This is a genomic window from Flagellimonas sp. L-11, assembly GCF_056857735.1.
Genome location: NZ_JBSXNR010000073.1, coordinates 1 through 24,766, shown reverse-complemented (window position 1 = coordinate 24,766; position 24,766 = coordinate 1). Strand labels below are relative to the sequence as shown.

The following is a 24,766-nucleotide window of genomic DNA, read 5'->3' as shown; positions in this document are numbered from 1 at the left end:
TTCTTTGCTGGGTTTGTACCCACTTATTTGCGATAAGATTTATATTTGTGCCACAAAATATAAGGTATGCCAATTTTAGATCTTTACGAGCACGGAGACCATAGGAGAAACATGGCCCATTTTGCCACATTGGCAAGTTTGGCAGCTGCCGATGGGGACATTAACCCAAAGGAAATGGCCATTTTGGAAAAGTTTGCCTTTAAACTAAACATTAGTGAAAATGAGTTTAAGGAGGTGATGAAAAAGGAGAATAAGTATCCGATTGAAACTCCGCACAGTGGCGAGAAAAGATTTAAAAGGCTATTTGATTTCTTCCAGATTATTTTCTCGGATCACGATATTGATGATGAAGAGCGCAGAATTGTGGAAAAGTATGCAGTTGGACTAGGTTTTTCTCCAAAAACGGCAGCTCAGATCATTGATAAATCCATCAAAATTTTCAGGGGGGAAATCCCGTTCGAGGATTACCACGAATTGGTTAAAAGGGAAAATTAGGCCTTGGCCATAAACTCTTCTGCTTTTTCCACCATTTTTTTACTACCACAGAAAAAAGGAACCCTTTCGTGCAGTTCGGTGGGCTGTATCTCCATAATGCGCTGAAAGCCATCACTGGCCTTACCATTGGCCTGTTCGGCCAAAAATGCCATGGGGTTGCACTCGTACAATAAACGGAGCTTACCGTTTTGGGACTTACTGCTTCTCGGATACATATATATACCGCCTTTGATCATGTTGCGGTGAAAGTCCGAAACAAGCGACCCGATATATCTCGAAGTATAGGGCCTATCTCCCTCTTCCATTTGGCAATATTTAATGTAATCCTTTACCCCTTGCGGAAAATGGATGTAATTACCTTCATTTACGGAATAAATTTTACCCGTTTCGGGGAATTGCATATCGGGATGGGACAAGTAAAAAGTACCTAGAGCAGGATTCAAAGTAAAGCCATTAACGCCATCACCTGTGGTATAGACCAGCATGGTGGATGTTCCATAAATAATGTACCCCGCGGCAATCTGATGTTTTCCCGGCTGCAAAAAATCCTCCAGGGTAACCGGGGTGCCAACGGGCGTTACCCTTCTGTAAATGGAGAAAATGGTTCCCACCGATACATTTACATCAATGTTGGACGAACCATCCAAAGGATCGATAAGGACAACGTATTTGTTCTGGTGTTGCTTGTCAAAACTATTGATGCTGATAAAATCGTCTTCTTCCTCCGAGGCGATTCCGCAAACAATTTCCCTGTTCTTCAGTGTTTGAATAAACTTTTCGTTGGCGAGAACATCCAGTTTTTGCTGATTCTCCCCTTGAATATTGGTTTCTCCCGCTGCTCCAATAATATCGACCAAACCTGCTTTGTTCACCTCGTGGTTCACTACTTTTGCCGCCAAACGGATACCGTTCAGCAATCTTGACAATTCTCCAGAAGTATATTGAAATGAGTTTTGGTTGGCGATGATAAATTCACCGAGTGTGCGGTGTTGCTTCTCAAACATGGAAAGGCTGTTTTATTTAAGGACAAATATCGGGCATTTTGTGAAACTACAACGTTTTCGTAAGACTTTAATTATGTGATTTTATAACTTTGAGTTTTATTTGTAACAATTATGGAATATACAATCAGAGACGCTCGACCAGAGGATATGGGACAGGTGCTTAACTTGGTTCAGGAATTGGCCGATTTTGAAAAGGAACCGAATGCAGTAGAGATAACCGAGAAAGATTTGGTTGCGCATGGTTTTGGTGACCAAAAAATGTTCCATTGTTTTGTTGCCGATACCCAAGATGGCATTGCGGGAATAGCCTTGGTGTACCCAAGATATTCCACATGGAAAGGTCCCGCGATTCACTTAGAGGATTTGATAGTGTCCGAAAAAATGCGTGGAAGTGGACTGGGAACGGCTTTGCTGGATGAGGTGGTCAAGTATGGGGCCAGTTTGGGCGTAAAGCGCATTTGTTGGGAGGTGTTGGATTGGAATGAACCTGCGATCGAATTTTATGAAAAGAAAGGGGCTAATGTACTGCGCGATTGGGACGTGGTGCAATTGGACGAAGAAGGAATCAAAAATTATATAGAAAGCCTTAACTAGGCCGACTAAATTCTAGAATATAAAATACATGAGGGTATTTAAGTTTGGGGGAGCATCCGTTAAAGATGCAGATGCGATTAAAAATGTGGTCAACGTTTTACGGGAAGTAGGTTACAGCGACACCTTGGTGGTGATTTCCGCAATGGGTAAAATCACAAATGCCATGGAAAAGGTGGTGGAATCCTATTTTAACGATAAAGACGCCGTTCAAGAATCCTTGCAACAAGTAGTGGACTATCACAACAACATATTGTTGGATCTATTCCAAAACCCCAACCATCCGGTTTATGATAAAGTAAAGGTGCTTTTTGAGGAGGTAAAAGGTTTTTTGGCATGGAACAAATCACCCAAATATGCATTTGTTTATGATCAGGTGGTTTGTTATGGCGAATTGTTATCCACTACAATAGTCAGCGCATATTTGAACGAGATAGGTATTTCCAATACCTGGGTGGATGTCCGTACCCTTATCAAAACTGATAGCAGTAACAGGGATGCCCAAGTAAATTGGGAGCGCACACAACAAGAAGTGGTTTCCAAAGTGGATATATCAAAACTGAACATTACCCAAGGTTTCTTGGGTAGCGACGATAACAACTTTACCACCACTTTGGGCAGGGAAGGTTCCGATTATTCCGCGGCAATTTTGGCCTATTGCCTCAACGCCGAATCGGTAACCATTTGGAAGGATGTGCCAGGAGTTTTGAATGCAGACCCCAGAAATTTTGAAAATGCGCAATTGCTGGACCAGATTTCTTACCGGGAAGCCATTGAACTTGCGTTTTATGGAGCTTCTGTAATTCACCCCAAAACCTTGCAACCCCTACAACGCAAGGAAATACCGCTAAAGGTAAAATCTTTTGTGAATCCTAAGGACAAAGGAACGACAGTGGGTAAAGGCAATGGCATAGAACCAAAGGTACCTTGCTTTATCGTGAAGAAGAATCAAGTGTTATTAAAGCTTTCATCCTTGGATTTTTCCTTTATTGTGGAGGACAATATCAGTGAAATCTTCAAGCTGTTCCACGACCATCGGCTCAAAGTTGACCTTATCCAAAATTCCGCCATTAGCTTTTCCGTATGTTTGGACAATAAATTCCGGGGATTACCCCCTTTGTTGGAAGAACTCAAACGAAAATTCAAAGTAGTTTGCCACGAGGATGTATCGCTTTATACCATTCGCCATTTTAACGATGATTCGGTCAAATCCCTTCAAAATGGAAAGTCCGTATTGGTAGAGCAAAGAGGCAAGGAAACGGTTCAATTGGTTGTAAAATAAAAGCTTAGGCTTAATATTTAGGTAAAAAGTGCTCTAGGGTTTATTTTCTATCTTTACACGTACCTAAATACTTTTTCTATGGGCTTGGTTTCTGCTAAAGAGGTCGCGAAAGTCATCCATCTGGACAAATATGGCTTTTTGGGAACATTTGTAGGATGGCTTTTAATGGTAGCCACTAGAATTAGCACCATCAATAGATTTTACGACAAAAACAAAGAGCTTTCTGGTCCAGAATTCCTCGATGCTATTTTGAACCACTACGAAATCGATTTTGAAATTCCGGAGGAGGATATAAAACGATTGCCCAGGTCAGGGCCATACATCACTATTAGCAATCATCCCTTGGGAGGAATCGACGGGGTGTTGTTGCTCAAATTACTATTGAAGGAGCGACCCGATTATAAAATAATCGCAAATTTTTTGTTGCACCGCATAGAACCGTTGAAGCCTTACATAATGCCTGTGAATCCTTTTGAAAACCATAAGGATGCGAAAAGTAGTATTGTTGGTTTCAAAAATGCGCTCCAACATTTACGTGATGGACATCCGCTTGGCATTTTCCCGGCGGGAGAGGTGTCTACGTACCGTGACGGAAAATTGGTGGTGGACCGACCGTGGGAAGAAGCTGCCATAAAACTGATCAGAAAGGCCGAAGTGCCCGTGGTACCTATATATTTCCACGCTCGCAACAGTCGATTGTTTTACCGACTCTCCAAGATAGATGATGTATTCCGAACGGCGAGGCTGCCCTCCGAGCTTACCTCACAGAGCCGAAGGCCCATTAAGGTGCGTATCGGTCAGCCCATATCCGTAAATACCCAGAATGAGGAACAGACTTTGGAGGATTTTGCTGAACTTCTTCGGAAAAAGACCTATTTATTGGCCAATGCTTTTGAAAAGGAACGTTTTATAGACAAGGTTCCCACTTCTCTTAAAATCCCGAAACCACCCCAGAAAATAGCCACGGCGATAGGCGCAGAGGTGTTGGAAGGTGAGATTGATAAATTAAGGGAGAAAGATTGCCGCATGTTGCAAAGCAAGAACTATGAAGTGTTTTTGGCCCAGGCCAAGGATATGCCCTTTTGTTTGAACGAGATTGGACGACAGCGCGAGGTAACTTTCCGGGAAGTGGGAGAGGGTACCAACAATGCCATTGATTTGGACAAGTTTGATTCCTATTACCATCATTTATTCTTATGGGACAACGATAAAAAGACCATAGTTGGTGCTTACCGTATGGGCTTGGGATCGGAAATCTTCAAAAAGTACGGTATTGATGGTTTTTACCTTCAAGATCTTTTCCGATTTGAACCCGAATTATACGGAATGATGGAAAAATCCATCGAAATGGGCAGAGCTTATATTGTAAAAGAGTATCAGCAAAAACCGATGCCCTTGTTCTTGCTCTGGAAAGGAATTGTGCATACGACCTTGAGGCATCCGGAGCACCGATATTTGATCGGAGGAGTAAGTATCAGTAACCAGTTCTCCAATTTTTCAAAATCGTTGATGATCGAGTTTATGAAATCGAACTATTGGGATCCTTATGTAGCACAATATATCCGACCCAAAAAAGAGTTCAAGGTAAAACTAAAAGATGCCGATAAGGAGTTTGTGTTTGATGAGACACAGGCCGACCTGAACAAGTTCGACAAACTGATCAGCGAAGTGGAGCCAGGCAGTTTACGATTGCCTGTTCTGATTAAAAAATACATTAAGCAAAATGCCAAAGTGGTGGCATTTAATGTGGACCCATTGTTCAATAATTCGGTGGATGGGTTAATGTATATCCGTATTGCAGACCTTCCAGAAAGTACCGTAAAGCCTGTTATGGAAGAATTTCAGGCCGAGTTGGAGCGTAAAGTGGCCGAGGGCAATGGAACTATGGAAGAAGATTAATCCATTCCAACTTTGTTGCTACGTCTTTCAAACAATAAATTATCCTTCCAAACCCCGTGGATTTTGCCCACACGTTCCCGTTTTCCAATATAGCGGAAACCAGCCTTTTCATGTAATTTGATGCTGGCCGTGTTTTCTGGAAATATGCCCGATTGAATGGTCCAAAAACCGGCCTTTTCACTTTCTTCGATCAAATGTTGCATTAGTAGTCTGCCAACGCCCATACCACGACTTTTATCGGCAATGTAAACGCTGACTTCCCCAACGCCACCATAGACACATCGGCTGGAAACTGGAGAAAGCGCAGCCCATCCCATAATTTCCCCATCTTTTTCAGCAATCAAACGGCACTCTTTTGTATGTGCTTTGTCCCAATGCTCATAAGTGGGGGGCTCGGTTTCAAAAGTGGCAAGGCCCGTGGCGATTCCTTCGGAATAAATTGTTGAGACATCTTCCCAATCCGATGCCTTCATTGTTCTGATAATCATAGCTGATTTATTGATTGCAATATTACGATGAATAAGAGTATAAAAAAGCTATCTAAAATTTGATTTTCGTCAACCTAAACTTGTTTCAGGTCCTCATGATACTTTGTTAGTCCGTACGATGGGATTCTGGAATGAACTGAGAATGACGTTTTAATAGCATTTTGGACAGCCTTTGTCAATTATAGTTATAGACTCTTAAACCACTTTTGGAAGTGTTCCCCAACTAGGAAAACAGGTTTTTGAGTTCCATTGATAGCGCCAATCAGGCTTATTATCCACAAAATAAATGGGAAAATCCAAGCTATAAGATTGATTACGGGTATAATGCCCAGAACTAAACCAAGTAAACCGATCCCAAGGACTTGCCTTACATAAAAAGAACCGACCTCCGTTTTGTTGCTACTGTTCATTATTATTGCAATAATCCATCCAATAATTGTTAAATGGGCAATAATTGCCACCGTTTTGCCGCTTTCAGGGTTTTTGGGGTCAAAGGCTTCTTTTACATCCTCCTGAAAATCCTTGGCTGCTTCTTCGGCTTTGTCGCCGATGTCTTTTTTCTCTTCTTCTGACATGTTTAAAAGTGTTGGTTAATTAACTTTAAAAGTAGGAAATTATTCAATACCTAAAGAAAGGCTTTGTCAATAGGTTCCCAAAGTTCCAATTTATTACCTTCGGGGTCTAGAATCCAACCAAATTTCCCATATTCATATTCTTCGATTTCGCCGATAACAGTAACCCCTTCTTTTTTCAAAACTTCGAGTAGTTCTACCAAGTTTTCCACTCTAAAATTCATCATAAATTGCTTTTCACTTGGTTTAAAATATTCCGTTCTTTCATCCATCGGACTCCATTGGGTAGAGCAATCATTGCCTTGTTTATCCTTCCACCAAAATGTGCAGCCGTATTGGTCGGTGTTGAGCCCCAAATGGTTTTTATACCATTCCTTGATTTTGTTCGGGTCTTTGCTTTTAAAGAAAAACCCTCCCAGTCCCGTTACTCTATTTTTCATGATCTTTTGATGTTTTGTCCGTACAGGGCAATCCAATCTTGCGGTGTCATTTTTTGACAAAGTTTGGCAATCAACGCATAAGGTATTTTATTGATGTTCTTGAATCGAATACAGCTTTTGCCCATATCCAGTTTTGTGTTCACGTGCTTGGGATATTCGGCAACAAACCAATCCAACAATGCTTTGTTTGAATAAATCCCCATGTGATAAAGTGCCACAAAGTTTTTCTGAGAAGCGATATTGATAAAGGGAAGGGACTGTTTTGGGGCGCAATGGTACCCAGCCGGATACAAGGAGTGCGGTACTACAAAACCGATTATTTTGTAATTGATACATTCCTCGAAACCTTCTGGCAAATTGCTTTTTACGGTTTCCCGAAGTTTGGAAACAGCTGCTTTGCGTTCCTCGGGCAACTTTTCGATGTATTCGTCCGGTGTTTTGGCATTTATGGTCATATCTGGTCAAATTTAAGGATGGCCAGGGCCAAAAGTAGGATGGGCAAGGGTTAGAAAGTTAACAAAATCTTTCTTTGACTTTGTCAACGATGGTCTGGGCCAACTTTTCCTTACTCTCTACCGTCCAACCAGCTACGTGCGGAGTGAGCAGCACATTCTTGGCTTTGCGTAGGTATTTAAAGGCTTTGGGCTTTTGCACGAACATGTTCTCGAAGGATTTTTTCTCGTATTCCAATACGTCCAGTCCTGCACCGAGTACTTTTCCAGATTTTAAGCCTTTCACTAAATCCTTGGTCACCACACATTTGCCACGGGCGGTGTTCAACAACCAAAAAGGTTTATGGAAGCCCTTGATGAATTCCGTATTCACCATAGCTATGGTTTGTTCGGTCTCGGGAACGTGCAAACTGATGACATCTGAGCGCTGTTGAAATTCCATAATCCCAACCTGGCGGGCATTTTCGTCCCCAACGCCTCCGACAATATCGTAACAAATGACCTCTACATCAAAACCGCGTAGTTTTTTGGCGAAGGCCTTGCCCATGTTCCCATAGCCAATAATGCCCACGGTTTTGCCATCCAGTTCCACACCACGGTTGGCTTCGCGTTTCCACTTTCCTTTTTTTACCTGACGGTTGGCCTTGCACATATTGTTCATAAGGGAGAGCAACATGCCCAAAGTATGTTCGCCTACGGCATTTCGGTTTCCTTCCGGGGCCGATGCAAGAAATACTTCTTTGAACTTGGCGTGTTCCACATCAATATTTTCCAATCCGGCGCCCACTCTTCCAATGAATTTTAGATTGGTGGCCTTGTCCAAAAACTGTTGGTCTATGGTAAACCTGCTTCGGATAATGATTCCATCGTACAGGTGGATTTTTTCTTCTACTTGCTCTTTGGTGGAAGTATAATCTTCGTGATTTTCGAACCCAAGCTCGGCAAACTGTTCGAGGAGCAACGGGTGATTGGTATCGAGGTGGAGAACTTTCATGGGGGCAAATATACAACTCCTAGATTTTTGGGTAGTGGGTCTGTGTTTTTTCGTGTTGGACTTTTCCGGTATGCGCCGTACCCATCTTTTCAAAAAGAAGTACATGTACCTCTTCGCCTTCTTTGGTCATGGGATTGTGTTCCACGCCTTTGGGAACCACGATGATTTCTCCTTCCTTCACCACTTCGGTTCTATCGCGAAATTGCATATACAGTGTTCCCTTTATTACTTGGAACAGTTCATCTTCGTTTTCGTGGGCATGCCAAACAAATTCACCTTGGAGTTTTGCCAACAGCACTTGCATGTCGTCCACTACGGCAATTTGATGGGGGTGCCATTGTTCGGTAAACTCAGCGTGTTTTTCTTTTAGGTTGATGGGTTTCATTCTTTGGATTTATATCCCCAAAATCACTTTTGCTATCCAAAAATAAATCAGTATTCCAAAAATATCATTGCTTGTAGTGATAAACGGGCCCGTGGCAATGGCGGGATCAATATTTCTTTTGTGAAGGAACAGCGGGATAAATGTACCGATGAACCCTGCTACCACAATTACCACGATCAAGGAAAGTGAAATGGCCAATGCCGTGGCAAAGGCACCTTTCCAAATCCAAGTGAAGAGCAAAAGCAAAATAGCTAAAATAAATCCATTCAAGAGTGCCAATAGCATTTCTTTTAGCAGATGGTTCCGAACGCTTCCCTTTAAATCGTCGTTGGCCAAGCCTTGTACTACAATGGCACTGGATTGTACGCCCACGTTGCCTGCCATGGCCGCGATCAATGGGGTAAAAAAGAACAAAACGGCGTGCTTGGAGATCATATCCTCAAAAGTGCCCATAATGGCCGCAGCACCAAGTCCGCCCAAAAGGCCTAAGGTCAACCAAGGGAGTCGAGCACGGGTCAATATCCAAATGCTATCGCTTACTTCCACATCTTGTGATATACCAGCCGCCATTTGGTAATCTTTGTCCGCTTCTTCACGGATTACATCCACAATATCATCAATGGTGATCCGTCCCACCAATCGGCCGATCTCATCTACCACTGGAATGGCCTCCAAATCGTATTTGGACATAATCTTGGCAACTTCTTCGCCTTTTTCGTTTACGTTTACGGCATCTACCTTGGAAATGTAAACATCCTTGATGTGCGTTTTGGTCGAGGCGGTAAGCAAGTCTTTTAAGGAAAGCCTTCCTTTTAATTTGCCCTCATCATCCACCACATAAATGGAATGTACCCGGGTTACGTTTTCCGCCTGTGCACGCATTTCCTTCACACAAGTGGTTACCGTCCAATTTTCGTTGACCTTGACCAACTCCTTCGCCATAAGACCACCTGCGGAATCCTCTTCGTACCGTAAAAGATCCACAATGTCCTTGGCGTGCTCCCTATCTTTTATTTCTGAGATGACTTCTTGAACAAGCTCCTTTGGAAGCTCGTTGATGATATCCGCGGCATCATCCGTATCCAGTTCGGAAAGCTCTCCTGCAATTTCCTTGGCGGTAAGGTTTTTAAGTACGGCCTCACGGATATCCTCGTGCATTTCTGCAAGGATGTCCGAAGTTTTTTCGCTGTCCAGGAGCTTGATCAGATAAGTTGCCTCCTCAACCTCCAGTTCGTCCGCTATCTCGGCAATATCCGCATAGTGGAACTCCTTCATCATGATCTGAAGCTCGGCGTCCTTGCCATCGGCAATCAGTTGCCTGATTTCTTCTAAAAGTTCGTCTGTGAGTTTAAACGGGGTCATTGGCTATCTTTTGAGTCAACGCTACAAAGTCAGCTACACTCAGCTGTTCTGGGCGCTGGTCAAAGATAGTATCTTCTTTTAGATTATCGGAAAGGTTGAAGGTTTTAAGACTGTTACGTATGGTTTTACGTCTTTGGTTAAAGGACGTTTTGACCACTTTAAAGAAAAGGCGTTCATCGCAGGGCAAGGTCAGTTCTTTTTTTCGGGTGAGGCGCAAAACGCCTGAATCCACCTTTGGTGGAGGGTCGAAAACGCTTGGTGGAACGGTGAACAAATATTCAGCATCGTAATAGGCCTGGACAAAAACCGAAAGTATTCCGTAGGTTTTGCTTCCAGGTCCTTCGCAGATACGTTTGGCCACCTCTTTTTGGAACATTCCCGAAAACTCTGGGACTTGTTCCCGCATTTCCAGCATTTTAAAAACTATCTGGCTGGAAATGTTGTATGGAAAGTTGCCCGTTATGGCAAACTGTTCGTCTCCGTAAAGTTGGGTTAGGTCAAACTTGAGGAAGTCAGCTTCAATAATGTTGAGGCGATTGTTGTTCTTTAAGATATCGGCATGTTCCAAAGGAAAGCTCTGGTTGAGGTAAACAATGGACTCTTCGTCCAAATCCATGGCTACCAAGTCCAAATCCCGTTTCAGCAAATGCTTGGTAAGCACTCCCATTCCAGGGCCAATTTCGATAACATTGGAGTATCCGTCCAACGAAAGGGTCTGAGCTATTTTTTCGGCCACAGATTCGTCCTTAAGGAAATGCTGGCCCAAATGTTTTTTTGCCTTTACCGCACCATCTTCCTGCTCATATTTGTTTTTGTGAGAGGGGCCGTTGGAGTACTTCTTCTTTTTCTTTTTGGACACAGATGGTTTTTTTGCAAGTTAGTTGGAATTTTCGATATAGATCCAAGCTTCGTCACCAGATTCCAAGGGGAATTTTTCCCGTTTGTAAGCACTGGTCTCGTAAATATCTGCTTTTTCAAGGTCCGCATCGTTAACCCCATAGGCCATTCCCGCTGCTTTATCTTCAGGGTTCTTTGTGTTGACAACCAGAGGGTAACGACCATAAACAGCATTTTCCAGTTTTTTAAAACCAAGGGCTGTATCGGGCTTTCCAGTCAGCAAGCGACCAAAAATGTGCTCCTGCACTTGCGGGTCTTGAAGCGTTCCGTAGGAAAACAGATACTCCAAAGACTAAGGTATTTGTTGACTGATGACTTCCAATTCCGTTCTAAAGGCGACGAATTTATTGGGGAACATTTTTTGGGCATCGCCACGTAAGCGTTCTGCATCCTCTTTGTAATACGCTTCCAATGTATCCCTGTTCTCAGTGGTATATTGTACCGAATAGGTGATACCTCCCATATCTTCTTCCACCAAGACTTTTACCATTTTGGCGTGCGTAAATTTTCCTGTGGCGAGCATATCGGGCAGGTGCTTGTCCTTCATCCAATCCAACCATTGGTCGTGGACACTTTCGTCTATATTGATGGTAACGTTGTATATGAGCATTCGGTTTCTTTTAGTTTAATAAGGGTGAAAATTAGTCTATTTTTTGGGAAATCCTTTTATAAGTTTCCCGCCGGAATTTGTGCTTAACAAATTGTAGAAGGGGGGATGACAATGGGATTAGTTGATCGCATCCCCACGCAACCTTCTAAAACTCTTACGCGCTTGGGGGAAATAATAACTGTCCTGATAATTGTAGATGATTTTTTCGTAATGATTTTTCGCTTTTTCGGGTTCGTTCAGAAAGTTCTCATACAGCTCTCCAAGAGCAAAATGTGCATCATCGGCCAAAATGCCATCAGCATAGAACTCCACTATTTTTTGATAGTTGAACTCGGCACTTTCATAATTTTTCTGTTCAACTTGGATTTTCGCTTGTTTCAGCAAAGCTTCGTCCTCGATTTTTTCCCCTTTATGGTTTTGTAAAATATCTTCAAGGGCGTCTATGGCTTCCTTGTTTTTATTTTGATAGGCCAACAGGTCTGCTCTGGCATATTTTTTAAGGGCGGTTTGGGTGGAATCTTCGAGGGAGTTGTCAGAAATTAAAAGGCTCAACTGCATGGCATCGTTGGCAATAAGCTGGGATGTGGAACTTCTCAGTACTTTAAGTTGAGTGAGCGCCCAATCAAAATCCCCTTTATAAAAACTGGTCTGTGCCACTTTAAAACGGGCATCTTGCCCTAGCACATCGTTCTTCATGCTTTTTTGCACTTGGGTAAATAAGATCAGGGCCTCGTTGAATCTTTGATCGAACACCAGAATATCGCCAAGAGCGAGCTTTATATAGGCCATGGTAATTCGGCCCATTGGCAGCTCCAAACTTTGTTTGAGCATCGCAATAGCAGGCTCGGGCTGCTCTTTTTTGAATGTCAAGAAATTGGCATAGGCAATTTGTAGTTGAAGGGTTCTGCTCTGGTTGCCGTATGTTTCCACCAAGTCCTGAAATTGTTTTTCAACATCTTTCAATACTTTTTCCGTGGGGTTTTCCAAAGCAATGTCAATTAAGCTAAGCTCTGCATTAAGTTTGGTCCGTGGGTTTTCGGTATTGTCCACAATAAATTCGTAGATGGATGTGGCGGTTTCCAAATCCCTATCCTCCAAAGCTATGCTTCCCAGGTTTTCCAGTCTATCTACGGACTGGCCTTCGCTTCGTTTGTAAATGGCTTTTTCTTGGCCAAAGGCACTACTATACTGCTTTTGTTGAACAAAAAGCCAACTTAATAGCTCGTTCCAGAGAATATCGGGCGCTTTTTGTGCATTTTGAAGCAGTACTTTTCGCAACAAGACATTGTTTTCGTCGGATGGGTCTTCGGAGATGAAATCATCAATGTTCCGAAGTACGTTGGAGCGCGATGTTCGTCCTTCCCAGATAAGATTGAGGTAGGATTGGTACATTTTTGCGATGTCGCCCTGCTCACCATAGATGCGCGCCAACTGAAAATCGTAGTTGAGGTCCGGCTTCAGTTCCATCGCTTTTGTGTAGGCCTGGATGGCATAATCCAGCAGCGCATATTTTTGGAACCGATAGCCTACGCTGTACCCATAGTTTGGGTTGTCCTCGATTTTGTTGATGGCCTTATCGTAGTAGGCATTCGCCTTTTCAGCTTCATTTTTTAGCGTGAAATTGTACCCCAATTCAATGTAAAAAGTGGGAAAGGCGTAGCTGTCCTCTATTTTTTGAAGTAAAAATGCCTCGGCATCATCATAACGTTCCAATTGTTGGTAGCAGGCCACCAAGCCTTCGGCATAATCCGTGCGCCTTGGATTGGTCTCCACCAATTTTTCGTAGAACACCATGGCTTTTTCATAATCACCATCCTGAAAGTATTGTTTGGCCAAGAAATCTTCTTGAGCCATTCCAATACAACTGGATAAAATCAATATGAGAAATAAAAGACGTTGCAAAGGCATATTTATGATCTAGTAATAACTAAGGGTATCTTGTCATTTCGAGCATAGTGAGAATCCCATTCCAAATTAAAAATTATAAGATTCCTCGTCGCTCCACTATGTATGGATGACAATTTGTACTCAAAAAATAAAAAACCGTGGATTTCAAATCCATAGTGGTTTATTTCAAATATAACGCAGAAATGTTGGGGATTCTGTTAAGCGAATCCAAATAAATGGCTGAAATGTTTAAGCGATGGTGTCAAAACCGCAATACGGCACCAGTACTTCCGGTATTTTTATGCCTTCCTCGGTCTGATAATTTTCCAAGATTCCCGCCAACACCCTTGGCAAGGCCAAAGCGCTCCCATTCAAGGTGTGGGCCAATTGACTTTTTCCGTTTTCATCCTTATAACGAAGTTTTAAACGGTTGGCCTGAAAGGTTTCAAAATTGGACACGGAACTGATTTCCAACCAGCGGTCCTGTGCCGTGGAAAACACTTCAAAATCAAAAGTAAGGGCAGCGGTAAAGCCTAAATCGCCACCACAAAGACGCAAAATACGGTATGGCAATTTTAATTCGCGCAGTATATTTTTTACGTGTTCCACCATTTCATCCAAGGCTTGATATGAATTGTCGGGGTGTTCCAATCGCACGATTTCCACTTTATCGAACTGGTGCAAACGGTTCAAACCACGAACGTGTGCCCCGTAGCTACCTGCTTCGCGACGGAAACAGGGGGTGTAGCCGGTATATTTGATAGGAAAATCACTCTCTGCCAACAAATCCCCACGGTGCAAGTTGGTCACGGGTACTTCGGCGGTTGGGATAAGGTACAGATTATCGGCCTGTACGTGGTACATTTGGCCTTCTTTGTCGGGCAATTGGCCTGTTCCATAACCGGAGTCTTCGTTGACCATAAGCGGCACTTGCATTTCGGTGTAGCCCGCTTCGGCATTTTTGTCCAGAAAATAAGCGATCAAGGCACGCTGCAAGCGGGCACCTTTTCCTTTGTAAACTGGAAAACCAGCTCCTGTGATTTTTACGCCAAGCTCAAAGTCGATGATGTCGTATTTTTTTGCCAATTCCCAATGCGGAAGTGCTTCTTTGGGCAATGTTGGGATGTCTCCTTCTTTGAAAATCTCTTCATTGTCTTCTTCTGTACTGCCAGCTGGAACGGACTCGTGGGGAACGTTTGGAATCAAATACAATTGCTGCTGCAATTCATCGGCAGTAGTGTTTAGGTCGTCCCCTAATGTTTTTGATGTTTCTTTGAGTCCAGCGGTTTTTTCTTTAAGGACATTGGCTTCTTGTGCCTTTCCTGTTTTAAAAAGCATGCCAATTTCCTTGGAAAGTTTGTTGGATTCGGCCAAGGTAGCGTCCAGTTCGGTTTGGATGGAACGTCTTTTTTCGTCGAGTTCCAACACCTTTGCTATCATAGGTTCAGCATCGACGTTTCGCTTTTTTAAGGCGGCAATGATACCTTCCTTGTTTTCCCTGATATTCTGTATTTGAAGCATAGCCTTGTTTTGAGGCGCAAATTTAATTCAATCTTGAGAAGTGCCCAACTTTATTCCTTGGGAGCGGGCAGAATCCAATCGTTATGGGCAAAATGTTTCCACGTAACACTGGCCAAATCCACTTTGGGATCAATAAATTGTTGATAGGGCCTTTGATTTACCTTGACCTTGTTCTCTGCAAAAACTTGAATGTTTTGGCCTTTTTCGGCATATTCTATTTTTAGGTGCTGTGCAAACTGCCAAATAAAATCGGGATAGCAAGCAACCCGTTGTTGTTGTTTTGTGGTGAGATAATCGTTAAGGTTGATTTTGATCGTGTCTTTGGTCTCTGCGTTCACCACTTTGTACGAGATGCTTCCGCCACGGCTGCGTAGCATCATTCTCCAACTTAACCGATGGCCTTCTTCGGTCCAGAGCACATCACCTTTAAAGAAATGATGGCGCAGGGGCAAAACCAATTGAAACAGGAAGTAGATGCCCAAAACCGTTAAGACTATTTTTTTTGTTTTAGGGATGATGATTTTGGTCTCTGGCAGTATCTTTTTGGTTCTAAGAAAAATGTTTCTGATGGTCTGTGGTTTAAAAAAGAAGACTGTAAACGCAAGTGATAGGTAAGGAAAAATACCTATTTGAAAGACGATGCTGTTGAACAAGTGAAAGAAAATGGACAGCACAAAGGCAATTTTTCGGGTGGGTTTCCAAAGCAGGGCGGGTACAATCAGCAAATCAAAACAAATACCGAAAATCGCTACTATTTTATGTACCCATTTTTGTTGGAGGAGGTCGCCGATCACATAGTAGTCCTTTTTGGAGCCCATCAACACTTCGATCATGCTAAAATCCAACCAATCCGCATACAGTTTGGCCACCGATGCGTAGGTGTACACGATGAAGAGTTGCAGGATGATGGTCCATCGAACCCAGTTGTACATGGTTTGCGAACGTAGATTGGGGATTAATTTTGCATCTAAAGATGCATCTCGGTTGGCGGGAAGAAATGCCATAATGTAGGCGAGCAACATCAGCAAATAATAGTGGTTGTTGTAGGATGTTTTCTGCATCAGATACACCCCTGACCACAATACTGCGAAAGCCAATGCGCTAAAGCGATATTTGAGCCCAAGAGCGATCAAAAGTCCCAAAGTGCCCATTACGGCGAAATAAATGTACATGCCGTTGCCCGGCAAGGGTTGTAACCATTCAAAACCGATAAAGGAAAAGGTGAATTTTGGTTCCACCAAGGTTCTACGCACCCAACCAGTAGCTATGGCGCCATAACATTCCGCGCTGACCAAAAGCCCGTAAAACACTCTGAAAACCACAAGTTGTGCATTGTCAATCTTCCTAAATAGAAATTGGCTCAGCATTTATTTGGAGATTAGACCCAATGAATGGTTTTTGTCCTTCTTTAATTGTTCCTTTAGTTCTTCAACGGAGTTGAACTTATGCTCGTCTCTAATGCGGTGTAACAGATCCACCTGGATTTTTTTGTCGTACAGGTCTCCATCAAAGTCAAAAAAATGGACTTCTATGCTTTTTTTAGAACCATCCACGGTTGGGTTGAAGCCGATGTTCATCATCCCGAAATACTCTTTTCCATCGATGTTGCTTTTTACCACATAGGCACCATTTTTAGGGATGAGTTTGTATGCTTCGGCTATATGGAGATTGGCCGTTGGAAAGCCAAAATCTTTGCCCAAACCTTTGCCTTTTTTTACCGTTCCCGTGAGCATGTAGGCATAGCTGAGGTAGTTGTTGGCGGTTTCCACATCGCCTTTCAAAAGCGCCTTTCTAATTTTTGTGGAACTTACGGAAACATCCTCAATTTCTTGGGCCGGAATCTCTTCCACTTCAAAATTAAAGGTATTGCCAAAGGAAATAAGGTCTTGGATGTTGGCATTTCGATTGCGTCCAAACCTATGGTCGTACCCTATGATGATTCTTTTTGATTTGATATTGTTTACGAGGATATCCCTTACAAAATCTATAGCTGAGAGCCTTGAAAATTGTTTGGTAAAGGGGTGAATAATCAAATAATCCAGCCCCAAAGTTTCCAAAATCTGTTTTTTCTCTTCGAGGGTATTCAACAGTTTTATGTCCACATCTTTTTGCAGAACCATGCGTGGATGGGGGAAAAAAGTGAGCACTGTGGATTTTAACCCCGTGTTTTTGGCATTGTTTGTGAGACGTTCCAATATCTTGCGGTGCCCAAGATGTACACCATCAAAAGTGCCGATAGTTACCACTGTATGGTGCGGAATGTGCTTAAAATCAGAAATGTTATGGATTGTTTCCAACGCAATAAAGAAATAAAAAAAGGCTTACATTTGAAATTATACTATGCCCTAACCGTGTATGAAAGCTAAATTACATTTTGTTTTTTCAATAGCCATATTTTTTAACTGCTTTTGCATTTACGGGCAGCAAGGTTATTGGAAAAGCATTCCCAAACAGTCTGATCTGCGAAGTGCTTCCCTGACAGATATTTCAGGTGCCAAGAAGGTTTTGTCCTTGGATAGGGAAGGTTTTTTAAAGGAAATGAAACCTTTTTCATCAGCAAAAACGAATCGAAAAATTGTTTATCTGCCTAACAACGAAGGGGTTATTGTTCCGTTCCATTTGAAGGAAACCTCTGTGCTGCACCCTGATCTTGCCAAGAAATATCCGAATATCAAATCGTACACGGGGGTGAGCTCCGATGGTAGATATAAAGTGAAGCTAAGTAGTTCGCACAAAGGTATTCAAACTATGTTGGTGGATTTGCAGGACAACAAAACAGCTTTTATGGAGCCGGTTTCCAATAAACCGAATGCCTATGTTTTGTATGATAAAGAGGATGGTCTTTCCTCAAAAATGGATTTTATCTGCGAGACCAGCAAGGATTTATTCGGTACAGGAAGCAAGTCATCGGGCACTACGGCAAAGACCATTGTTCCTTTGGTGGATGATCAAGTGTTGCGTAAATACAGAATTGCGATTTCCGCATCGGGAGAATATACCCAAGAAATGGGCGGCACCATTGCGGATGCCCTAGCGGGAATCAATGCTACACTAACACGGGTTAACGAAGTGTTTGAAACGGATTTGGGCGTTACATTGGAGCTTGTTCCAGACAACGATGAAATCATCTTTACCAATGCGAATACGGATCCTTATGATAGTAGTTTAAATTCGGAGGTACAGTCCACCATAACTTCCTTTATCGGAGAGGAAAATTACGATGTAGGTCATCTTTTTCATAAAGTGAACGAAGGCTTGGATAATGGAAATGCAGGGTTTATTGCTTCAGTTTGTGTGGATAATAGAAAAGGAAGTGCTTTTTCATCAGCATTTAATCCGCAAGGAGATGGATACGATTTGGATTTTGTGGCCCATGAGCTCGGCCATCAATTTGGGGCCAACCATACATGGTCGTTCGAACCCGAAGGAACCGGGGTGCAAGCAGAACCTGCAAGTGGTTCCACAATAATGGGGTATGCGGGAATTGTTGAAGGCAATAATGTAACATCTCAAGGAGACGATTATTTTCATTACAATAGCATTCTTCAGATAGCTACGTACCTCGCGACAACCTCATGTGCGCAAACCGAAGCACTGGTAAATTCGCCGCCAGTACTTACCCCGGTCAATGATTTTACGATTCCAAAGGGGACGGCTTTTGTTCTGGAAGGTATTGCCACCGACCCCGATGTTGGGGATGTACTTACCTATACTTGGGAACAAATTGATGATGGTGTGGTGACAACCTCATCTTTTGGATCCACCAATCCAAGCGGTGCGAATTTTAGATCGGTGCCACCCTCCATGGAGCCCACACGATATTTCCCAAGGCTATCGGAAGTGGCCCAGGGAAATTTAACGCAAACCAACCCCGCTACCGGAAGTGCATGGGAAACCGTTTCCGATATAGAACGAAACCTTAGGTTTGCCTTTACTGTTCGGGACAATGCAGCGGGAGGGGGACAGGTAGTTTCCGATGTATTGGATGTCAAGGTCATTAAGGCCTCCGGTCCTTTTTTGGTTACCTCCCAAGCAGCCGGTGAGGTCTATCAGGCAGGATCGGTCCAAGAAATTACATGGGACGTGGCCAATACCGATGTTGCTCCCATAAACGCCCAGAATGTAGCTATTTTTCTTTCATTGGACGGAGGTTTGACCTATCCGATCACCTTATTGGAAAACACCGTTAATGATGGTTCCGAAGAAGTGCTTTTGCCAGCGGATATTACGGAAACTGCTCGAATTATGGTGAAGGCAAGCGACAATGTATTTTTTGCCGTAAACGCCACTGACTTTACCATTGAACAATCCGAAGTGGTCCTAAATTTTGAAACGTTGGAACATGAAGTTTGTCAACCGGATGATATAGTGATTCCCTTTGTGTACGAAACATACGCCGGATTCAACGAAACCGCTACATTTTCGGCAGATGTGCCAGCGGGTTTATCAGCTAACTTTTCCCCGACGGAGGCCAGTGCCGATCAAACCGCTGTGGACCTGACCTTATCCAATACCAATAGTGTTGCCCCCGGGGTTTACGATATTATTGTAAATGCTACTTCCGCATCGGTGACCAAAAGCGTGGTTGTTACCCTATCGGTACAAGATGGCACTTTTTCCGATGTAGCAATGTTGTCTCCCGCTAATGGTGAAGTCGGAGTTTCTTTGGATACAGAACTCAACTGGGAGGAAGACCCATTGTACTCAAGTTACGATGTGGAAGTGGCAACAGATGCTGGATTTGTTGATGTTGTAGAGTCGGCCAACATACCCTTCACCAATTACAGGGCCACGAATCTGGAGCCGGAAACCGAGTATTTTTGGAGGGTTAGGCCGAACAACGGATGTGGAACAGGAACTTTTGGAACCACTTTCAGTTTTGTTACTGCGCAAGTGGACTGTAAAAATAGGGAACCTAACGATTTGCCGCTTGCCATTTCAGCTTCAGGAACGCCAAGCGTTACCACATCGGTTCTATTTGTAGAAGATTTGCCCATTTCAGATGTGAATGTAAACTTGGAGTTGGACCATACCTATGTGGAGGATTTGATCATTACCCTTACATCCCCGGAGGGAACCGTGGTAACGTTAATTTCGAACACTTGTGGAGAGGCGAATAACATCAACGCGGTTTTTGATGATGATGGGAGCCCCGTAACATGCGGGGATAATCCTGCCATTTCTGGAACGGTAACACCTCTAGGGTCATTGGCATCATTAAAGGGAGAATCCATATTGGGTGAGTGGGTATTGGAAATACAGGATACTGCTGCAAGTGATGGGGGGACCTTGATAGGTTTCTCTTTGGATGTTTGTATAGAAGGGAACTACCGTCCAGATGAGGACGAGGATGGTGTTTTTGATGATGGGGACGACCTTTGTTTGGGAACGCCCAAAGGTGCGGAAGTGGATACCAACGGCTGTGCCGTTTATAGGTTTGCTTCGGATAATTTTGAAATCGAAATTGAAAGTGAAACCTGTAGAAGCAGCAACAATGGATCAATAACGGTAAACCCTTTTGATACCTCCATTACCTATACTGCAGTTTTGGATGGTGCCAATGGTACGGAATCCTTTGATTTTACAAACTCCCAAACCTTTGCCAATTTATCTGCAGGAGAATATTCCCTTTGTATTACAGGAACCAATGGAACGATTAGCTATCAAGAAATATGTTTTGATGCCATGATTACCCAGCCCGATGTGCTGGATATGGATGCGGTGATAGATTCAGGTATTGTGAACGTGGATTTGAATGGGGCTTCATTTTATAATGTCGAGCTCAATGGATTGGTAACACAGACCGAAGCACCCAAAGTTCAACTTGCTTTAAAGGAAGGTGTCAATACATTAAGGGTGTATTCAAACTTGCCATGTCAGGGCATGGTTGAAAAGACACTGTTCTACTCTTCAAGGCCCATTATTTCACCAAACCCGGTAGATGCCGTTACCGAGGTTTATTTGGCGGGCTATGAAGGAGATGTAGGCATACAAATATTTACTGCCAATGGTAGATTGGTTCGAACCGATAACAGAAAGGTTTATGGCAATGATTTACAGTTGGATTTGTCGAACCTCCCCAAAGGAATTTATTATTTGGGTGTTGAAAAAGCGGGGGTAAAAGAAATGTTTAAACTTGTAAAAAGATGATTCGGAATATAATTAGGCTGTCCATAGTGGCTTTGTTGGTTTCTTGTGGGGGAGATGATGGTCCACCACCCGCCCCAAAGGGTGCAGCGTTGGTGTTTCCCGAAGAAAATTCTGAGTGCACTACAGGAACCGATATCAGCGAAACATCCACTCAGGTCACATTTAGGTGGATGGCGTCCGATAATACGGAAAGCTATACATTGAGCGTTGTAAATTTGGACACCAATGTCCCGCAAAATATATCCACCTCATCCACATCCGCAAGTCTTACCATAACTAAGGGAACGCCTTATGCTTGGTCCGTAACGTCTCGGAACTCAGCATCAGATCAAATAGCCTCCAGTGCAACCTGGTTGTTCTATAATGCAGGTGCACAAACCACCTATGCACCTTTTCCTGCGCAATTGGTAAGCCCAACATCGGGCTCTACGGTGCAAAAGGATATTGCAAACGAAGTACTTTTGGAATGGTCCGGTGCAGATGTGGATAACGATATTGAATCTTTTGAAGTGCTCTTTTCGGATACCGATCCACCGACAACATCAGTTGGGCTCACTAATGCAAGCACCATGGAAATACCGGTAGGTGTTGAATCTGGAACTGTTTATTATTGGAGGGTGGTCACAACGGATTTAGAGGGGAATAGTTCCGATTCGGGGGTGTTTGACTTTAAAGTGCTTTAAACTATTTGCCATTGAATTGATTCATGGTGTTTTTTACACCGGCAAACACAAACGAGCGTATAAGATCTGTAGATTTTTTCAGTCGGTCCGGCATGGCTTTTTGCTGTTCGTCGTCCCATTTGCCCAAAACATAATCAACTTGGTTACCTTTGCTAAAATCGGAACCTACACCAAATCTAAAACGGTTGTATTTGGTAGTCTGTAGCACATTTTGAATATCTTTCAGTCCATTATGTCCACCATCACTGCCCTTGCCCTTAAGGCGAATGGAGCCAAAGGGAAGGTTGATGTCATCCGTAACGACGAGAATATTGTCCAGGCTTATATTTTCCTTGTCCATCCAATACTTTACAGCTTTGCCACTTAGGTTCATATAGGTGGATGGTTTTAGGCAGACTACGCTTTTTCCCTTATGCTTAAAGGTGGCCACGGCTCCCAACTTGGCACTTTCAAAAGTAAAGCCTTCTTGCTCGGCCAAATAATCAAGAACCTTGAACCCTATGTTGTGACGGGTTTCATCATATTTGGCTCCAATATTCCCAAGGCCGACAATTAAAAATTTTTTCATAGGGTCAGTTTCTTGCAATAGTTGTCTTGATGTGCCAAAAAGCTGTTTGATAATATTGAGCATCTACTTTGTTCCATTTGTCTAAAAATACAAAAGCATCCCAAATTTTTACCAAGGTAAAAAAGGGATGCTCTTACAAATCTTTCAAGGTGCTATTCTGCAGCTTCGGCTTCAGGGGCCTCGCCACCTTCGGTAGCTTCTCCTTCTACACCTTCTTCATCTTCTTCATCTTCTAGCTCATCATCAACAGAAGTTCTAGAAGCTTTAACCTGAACGATAGCGGTACTATCTGGGTGTAAGAACGTGTAATCGTCGTTTAGAATGGATTCCACGGCAATGGTTTGACCGATTCTCAACTTGGAAATATCAATGGTGATAAAATCGGGAAGTAAATCGGGCAATGCTCTAATGGAGAGCTTTCGCTTTCTAAACAGCAAGCGCCCACCATTTTTCACCCCAGGGGAGTTTCCTTCCAAACGTACCGGGATTCTCATGGTGATTGGTTTGTCTTCGAACAATTGATAGAAATCGATGTGGAGGATGTTGTCCGTTACAGGGTGAAATTGAATGTCCTGTAGTACGGCGGCAAATTTTTCGTCCTCCAATTCAATTACCACGGTGTGCGCATTTGGGGTGTACACCAAGTCTTTGAACGCGATTTCATCTGCTGAAAAATGCACTGGTTTATCCCCTCCGTACAGCACGCAAGGGACCTTTCCAGCATTACGTAAGGCTTTGGTAGAAACCTTGCCCACGCTTTCTCTTTGGGATCCTTTGATTGTAATTGACTTCATTGTTATATATTAAATTGATTTACATTAAAAATTTTGAAGATATTGACGTGTTGTGATGTACCCGGTGCATAACATCTGCAAAAAGGTCGGCACAAGACAATACCTTTATTTTTTCCTTGTCGTGATCAATCGGAATGGAATCGGTAACGATCAGTTCCGATAATTTTGACTCTTCTATTCTTTCGTATGCCTTGCCGGACAACAATCCGTGTGTTGTAACGGCACGTACGCTCTCGGCTCCTCTTTCCATCATCAAATCGGCGGCTTTGGTAAGTGTGCCGGCAGTATCGACCATATCATCCACCAAAACTACGTTTTTGCCCTGAACATCGCCAATAAGTTCCATGTGCGAAATTACATTGGCCTTGGCCCGTTGCTTGTAACAGATCACTACATCACATTCCAAAGCTTTGGAATAGGCGTAAGCCCTTTTGGAACCGCCCATATCGGGGGATGCAATGCACAAATTGTCCAAATTAAGTCCCCTTAAATAGGGTAGGAACAAGGTAGAGGCAAACAAATGGTCCACTGGCTTTTCGAAGAAGCCCTGGATCTGGTCTGCATGCAAGTCCATGGTTATTATCCTTGTTGCGCCAGCGGTCTCCAACATTTTGGCGACCAACTTTGCGGCGATCGGAACGCGTGGCTTGTCCTTTCTATCTTGTCTGGCCCAACCAAAATAGGGCATTACGGCCGTAATGTGCCTGGCGGAAGCTCTTTTGGCAGCATCCAACATCAACAACATTTCCATCAAGTTTTCCGAGCTTGGATTGGTAGAGCCGATGATAAAAATCCTGGCTCCCCGAATGGACTCCTCGAACGATGGCTGGAATTCACCATCGCTATAGCGTGAGAATTGGACTTTTCCCAATTCTGCACCATAAGAAGCAGCGATTTTCTTGCCCAGTTCTACACTTTGGGTGCAAGCAAAAATTTTAGGTTCCGGAACTTGATATGCCATTACAATCTCTTGTTAACTAGCGTTTTAAAGTACTTTTTTGTAAGGAGGTGCAAATTTAAGAATTAATTCGGGTTGCTAAAGGATAAATCAAAGTATTTTTTGGTGATAAATAAAAAATATTTTTTAGCTTTGCACTCGCATTTAAAAAATGTGGTGCCAATGCCTTGGTGGCGGAACTGGTAGACGCGCTGGATTCAAAATCCAAATTTGAGAAGGGAAAAAAAGTATGCCGAAGTGGTGGAATTGGTAGACACGATGGATTCAAAATCCATTGCTCACAAGGCTTGCGGGTTCGATTCCCGCCTTCGGTACTAAAAAAGCTGAGATGAAAATCTCGGCTTTTTTTATGACTTGGTACAACATAGGTACAACATTTTGCTATTTTGAAGGCAACATTTTTATTGATGTTAAATTCTTCTATTTGTTTTTAAACCCTATGAATTTACTATCAGAATAATAAACTTTATCTAATCACGACCTTACTTCTTCGTAAGGGAAGTTTATTATCATACAATATACACGCAAGGTAAACTCGTAAAATACTTCCATCAAAAGACTACGGCATAAAGCCAACGCTTCTTCCCCTACTCATTTATATACTCTATTAAAAACCAAATAAAATCCTGAATATTTCAATTCAATTGTCTTGGGTCATTACAAATATGGTTCATATCATATGGTTTTCGACTCTGGATTACACCATAGACAGTTCTGAGCATTTTATTGGATAC

Annotated in this window: 24 protein-coding genes and 1 tRNA gene; 7 read left to right on the top strand and 18 right to left on the bottom strand. The window is 42.9% G+C overall.

Going from position 1 to position 24,766, the window contains the following annotated elements; all coding sequences use genetic code 11:
* The first annotated feature begins 66 nt into the window (after positions 1-66).
* Complete coding sequence (locus AC13CC_RS14660) at positions 67-495, top strand: tellurite resistance TerB family protein (RefSeq protein ID WP_482878017.1); 429 nt, start codon at positions 67-69, stop codon at positions 493-495.
* Here AC13CC_RS14660 and fbp read toward each other — a convergent pair.
* Positions 492-1,499, bottom strand: coding sequence for a class 1 fructose-bisphosphatase (gene fbp, locus AC13CC_RS14655; protein WP_482878016.1), 1,008 nt, complete (start codon positions 1,497-1,499; stop codon positions 492-494). The two genes, AC13CC_RS14660 and fbp, sit on opposite strands and share 4 nt — an antisense overlap.
* 111 nt (positions 1,500-1,610) lie before the next feature.
* On the opposite strand from fbp, the gene AC13CC_RS14650 reads away from it, so the two are divergent.
* From AC13CC_RS14650 to AC13CC_RS14640, 3 genes are all read left to right on the top strand, one after another.
* Positions 1,611-2,093, top strand: a complete 483-nt coding sequence (locus AC13CC_RS14650) for a GNAT family N-acetyltransferase (RefSeq protein WP_482878015.1) — start codon at positions 1,611-1,613, stop codon at positions 2,091-2,093.
* A gap of 28 nt (positions 2,094-2,121) precedes the next feature.
* Positions 2,122-3,372: an aspartate kinase gene (locus AC13CC_RS14645; protein ID WP_482878014.1), complete on the top strand. Its 1,251-nt coding sequence runs from the start codon at positions 2,122-2,124 to the stop codon at positions 3,370-3,372.
* Between the two features lie 78 nt (positions 3,373-3,450).
* The gene (locus tag AC13CC_RS14640) at positions 3,451-5,271 is read left to right on the top strand and encodes a GNAT family N-acyltransferase (protein ID WP_482878013.1); all 1,821 of its coding nucleotides are present in this window, start codon (positions 3,451-3,453) and stop codon (positions 5,269-5,271) included.
* On the opposite strand, the gene AC13CC_RS14635 is transcribed toward AC13CC_RS14640, so the two are convergent.
* From AC13CC_RS14635 to AC13CC_RS14570, 14 genes are all read right to left on the bottom strand, one after another.
* On the bottom strand, positions 5,268-5,759 hold the full coding sequence (locus tag AC13CC_RS14635; protein WP_482878012.1) for a GNAT family N-acetyltransferase: 492 nt from the start codon (positions 5,757-5,759) through the stop codon (positions 5,268-5,270). The genes AC13CC_RS14640 and AC13CC_RS14635 overlap by 4 nt on opposite strands.
* 185 nt (positions 5,760-5,944) lie before the next feature.
* Positions 5,945-6,334 (bottom strand): YtxH domain-containing protein, encoded by a 390-nt coding sequence (locus tag AC13CC_RS14630; protein ID WP_326276912.1) that lies wholly within the window; start codon positions 6,332-6,334, stop codon positions 5,945-5,947.
* Between the two features lie 50 nt (positions 6,335-6,384).
* A complete protein-coding gene (locus AC13CC_RS14625) occupies positions 6,385-6,771 on the bottom strand; it encodes a VOC family protein (protein WP_482878011.1) in 387 nt (128 codons plus the stop codon).
* The gene (locus AC13CC_RS14620; protein WP_482878010.1) at positions 6,768-7,226 is read right to left on the bottom strand and encodes a DUF1801 domain-containing protein; all 459 of its coding nucleotides are present in this window, start codon (positions 7,224-7,226) and stop codon (positions 6,768-6,770) included. Before AC13CC_RS14620 ends, AC13CC_RS14625 begins: the two co-directional genes overlap by 4 nt.
* 58 nt (positions 7,227-7,284) lie before the next feature.
* A complete protein-coding gene (locus tag AC13CC_RS14615; protein WP_326276915.1) occupies positions 7,285-8,217 on the bottom strand; it encodes a 2-hydroxyacid dehydrogenase in 933 nt (310 codons plus the stop codon).
* Between the two features lie 19 nt (positions 8,218-8,236).
* The gene (locus tag AC13CC_RS14610) at positions 8,237-8,602 is read right to left on the bottom strand and encodes a cupin domain-containing protein (RefSeq protein WP_326276916.1); all 366 of its coding nucleotides are present in this window, start codon (positions 8,600-8,602) and stop codon (positions 8,237-8,239) included.
* Positions 8,603-8,611: 9 nt separating this feature from the next.
* Entirely contained in the window at positions 8,612-9,964 is a 1,353-nt protein-coding gene (gene mgtE / locus AC13CC_RS14605) for a magnesium transporter (protein ID WP_326276917.1), read from the bottom strand.
* On the bottom strand, positions 9,951-10,823 hold the full coding sequence (rsmA, locus tag AC13CC_RS14600; RefSeq protein ID WP_482878009.1) for a 16S rRNA (adenine(1518)-N(6)/adenine(1519)-N(6))-dimethyltransferase RsmA: 873 nt from the start codon (positions 10,821-10,823) through the stop codon (positions 9,951-9,953). The genes mgtE and rsmA overlap by 14 nt, the downstream gene beginning before the upstream one ends.
* 18 nt (positions 10,824-10,841) lie before the next feature.
* Positions 10,842-11,150 (bottom strand): gamma-glutamylcyclotransferase family protein, encoded by a 309-nt coding sequence (locus tag AC13CC_RS14595; RefSeq protein WP_482878008.1) that lies wholly within the window; start codon positions 11,148-11,150, stop codon positions 10,842-10,844.
* A 3-nt stretch (positions 11,151-11,153) separates the two neighbouring features.
* On the bottom strand, positions 11,154-11,471 hold the full coding sequence (locus AC13CC_RS14590; RefSeq protein ID WP_326276920.1) for a DUF4286 family protein: 318 nt from the start codon (positions 11,469-11,471) through the stop codon (positions 11,154-11,156).
* A gap of 117 nt (positions 11,472-11,588) precedes the next feature.
* Positions 11,589-13,325 (bottom strand): tetratricopeptide repeat protein, encoded by a 1,737-nt coding sequence (locus AC13CC_RS14585; protein ID WP_482878007.1) that lies wholly within the window; start codon positions 13,323-13,325, stop codon positions 11,589-11,591.
* A gap of 282 nt (positions 13,326-13,607) precedes the next feature.
* On the bottom strand, positions 13,608-14,879 hold the full coding sequence (gene serS / locus AC13CC_RS14580) for a serine--tRNA ligase (protein WP_482878006.1): 1,272 nt from the start codon (positions 14,877-14,879) through the stop codon (positions 13,608-13,610).
* A gap of 50 nt (positions 14,880-14,929) precedes the next feature.
* Positions 14,930-16,246: an HTTM domain-containing protein gene (locus AC13CC_RS14575; RefSeq protein WP_326276923.1), complete on the bottom strand. Its 1,317-nt coding sequence runs from the start codon at positions 16,244-16,246 to the stop codon at positions 14,930-14,932.
* Positions 16,247-17,176, bottom strand: a complete 930-nt coding sequence (locus AC13CC_RS14570) for a bifunctional riboflavin kinase/FAD synthetase (protein WP_326276924.1) — start codon at positions 17,174-17,176, stop codon at positions 16,247-16,249.
* A gap of 58 nt (positions 17,177-17,234) precedes the next feature.
* Between AC13CC_RS14570 and AC13CC_RS14565 the strand changes: the two genes are divergently transcribed.
* Both AC13CC_RS14565 and AC13CC_RS14560 read left to right on the top strand, forming a co-directional pair.
* Entirely contained in the window at positions 17,235-21,029 is a 3,795-nt protein-coding gene (locus AC13CC_RS14565; RefSeq protein WP_482878005.1) for a zinc-dependent metalloprotease, read from the top strand.
* A complete protein-coding gene (locus tag AC13CC_RS14560; RefSeq protein ID WP_326276926.1) occupies positions 21,026-21,712 on the top strand; it encodes a hypothetical protein in 687 nt (228 codons plus the stop codon). The genes AC13CC_RS14565 and AC13CC_RS14560 overlap by 4 nt, the downstream gene beginning before the upstream one ends.
* Position 21,713: 1 nt before the next feature.
* Here the strand turns inward: AC13CC_RS14560 and pth are convergent, their stop codons facing one another.
* The 3 genes from pth to AC13CC_RS14545 all read right to left on the bottom strand — a co-directional run bounded on the left by pth (position 21,714) and on the right by AC13CC_RS14545 (position 24,035).
* Entirely contained in the window at positions 21,714-22,343 is a 630-nt protein-coding gene (gene pth / locus AC13CC_RS14555) for an aminoacyl-tRNA hydrolase (RefSeq protein WP_482878004.1), read from the bottom strand.
* Between the two features lie 89 nt (positions 22,344-22,432).
* Entirely contained in the window at positions 22,433-23,074 is a 642-nt protein-coding gene (locus tag AC13CC_RS14550; RefSeq protein ID WP_326276928.1) for a 50S ribosomal protein L25/general stress protein Ctc, read from the bottom strand.
* A gap of 19 nt (positions 23,075-23,093) precedes the next feature.
* A complete protein-coding gene (locus tag AC13CC_RS14545) occupies positions 23,094-24,035 on the bottom strand; it encodes a ribose-phosphate pyrophosphokinase (protein ID WP_293166890.1) in 942 nt (313 codons plus the stop codon).
* A 228-nt stretch (positions 24,036-24,263) separates the two neighbouring features.
* On the opposite strand from AC13CC_RS14545, the gene AC13CC_RS14540 reads away from it, so the two are divergent.
* Positions 24,264-24,346, top strand: a tRNA-Leu gene (locus tag AC13CC_RS14540).
* Positions 24,347-24,766 lie beyond the last annotated feature (420 nt).

Bases quoted from the DNA above. Each gene is read 5' to 3' on its own strand.
- AC13CC_RS14645 (WP_482878014.1), top strand. From the start codon at position 2,122: ATGAGGGTATTTAAGTTTGGGGGAGCATCCGTTAAAGATGCAGATGCG.
- pth (WP_482878004.1), bottom strand. From the start codon at position 22,343: ATGCTCAATATTATCAAACAGCTTTTTGGCACATCAAGACAACTATTG.
- serS (WP_482878006.1), bottom strand. From the start codon at position 14,879: ATGCTTCAAATACAGAATATCAGGGAAAACAAGGAAGGTATCATTGCC.
- AC13CC_RS14550 (WP_326276928.1), bottom strand. From the start codon at position 23,074: ATGAAGTCAATTACAATCAAAGGATCCCAAAGAGAAAGCGTGGGCAAG.
- AC13CC_RS14615 (WP_326276915.1), bottom strand. From the start codon at position 8,217: ATGAAAGTTCTCCACCTCGATACCAATCACCCGTTGCTCCTCGAACAG.
- AC13CC_RS14625 (WP_482878011.1), bottom strand. From the start codon at position 6,771: ATGAAAAATAGAGTAACGGGACTGGGAGGGTTTTTCTTTAAAAGCAAA.
- AC13CC_RS14660 (WP_482878017.1), top strand. From the start codon at position 67: ATGCCAATTTTAGATCTTTACGAGCACGGAGACCATAGGAGAAACATG.
- AC13CC_RS14635 (WP_482878012.1), bottom strand. From the start codon at position 5,759: ATGATTATCAGAACAATGAAGGCATCGGATTGGGAAGATGTCTCAACA.
- AC13CC_RS14565 (WP_482878005.1), top strand. From the start codon at position 17,235: ATGAAAGCTAAATTACATTTTGTTTTTTCAATAGCCATATTTTTTAAC.
- AC13CC_RS14640 (WP_482878013.1), top strand. From the start codon at position 3,451: ATGGGCTTGGTTTCTGCTAAAGAGGTCGCGAAAGTCATCCATCTGGAC.
- AC13CC_RS14545 (WP_293166890.1), bottom strand. From the start codon at position 24,035: ATGGCATATCAAGTTCCGGAACCTAAAATTTTTGCTTGCACCCAAAGT.
- AC13CC_RS14630 (WP_326276912.1), bottom strand. From the start codon at position 6,334: ATGTCAGAAGAAGAGAAAAAAGACATCGGCGACAAAGCCGAAGAAGCA.
- AC13CC_RS14620 (WP_482878010.1), bottom strand. From the start codon at position 7,226: ATGACCATAAATGCCAAAACACCGGACGAATACATCGAAAAGTTGCCC.
- AC13CC_RS14585 (WP_482878007.1), bottom strand. From the start codon at position 13,325: ATGGCTCAAGAAGATTTCTTGGCCAAACAATACTTTCAGGATGGTGAT.
- AC13CC_RS14560 (WP_326276926.1), top strand. From the start codon at position 21,026: ATGATTCGGAATATAATTAGGCTGTCCATAGTGGCTTTGTTGGTTTCT.
- fbp (WP_482878016.1), bottom strand. From the start codon at position 1,499: ATGTTTGAGAAGCAACACCGCACACTCGGTGAATTTATCATCGCCAAC.
- AC13CC_RS14610 (WP_326276916.1), bottom strand. From the start codon at position 8,602: ATGAAACCCATCAACCTAAAAGAAAAACACGCTGAGTTTACCGAACAA.
- AC13CC_RS14590 (WP_326276920.1), bottom strand. From the start codon at position 11,471: ATGCTCATATACAACGTTACCATCAATATAGACGAAAGTGTCCACGAC.
- AC13CC_RS14575 (WP_326276923.1), bottom strand. From the start codon at position 16,246: ATGCTGAGCCAATTTCTATTTAGGAAGATTGACAATGCACAACTTGTG.
- AC13CC_RS14650 (WP_482878015.1), top strand. From the start codon at position 1,611: ATGGAATATACAATCAGAGACGCTCGACCAGAGGATATGGGACAGGTG.
- mgtE (WP_326276917.1), bottom strand. From the start codon at position 9,964: ATGACCCCGTTTAAACTCACAGACGAACTTTTAGAAGAAATCAGGCAA.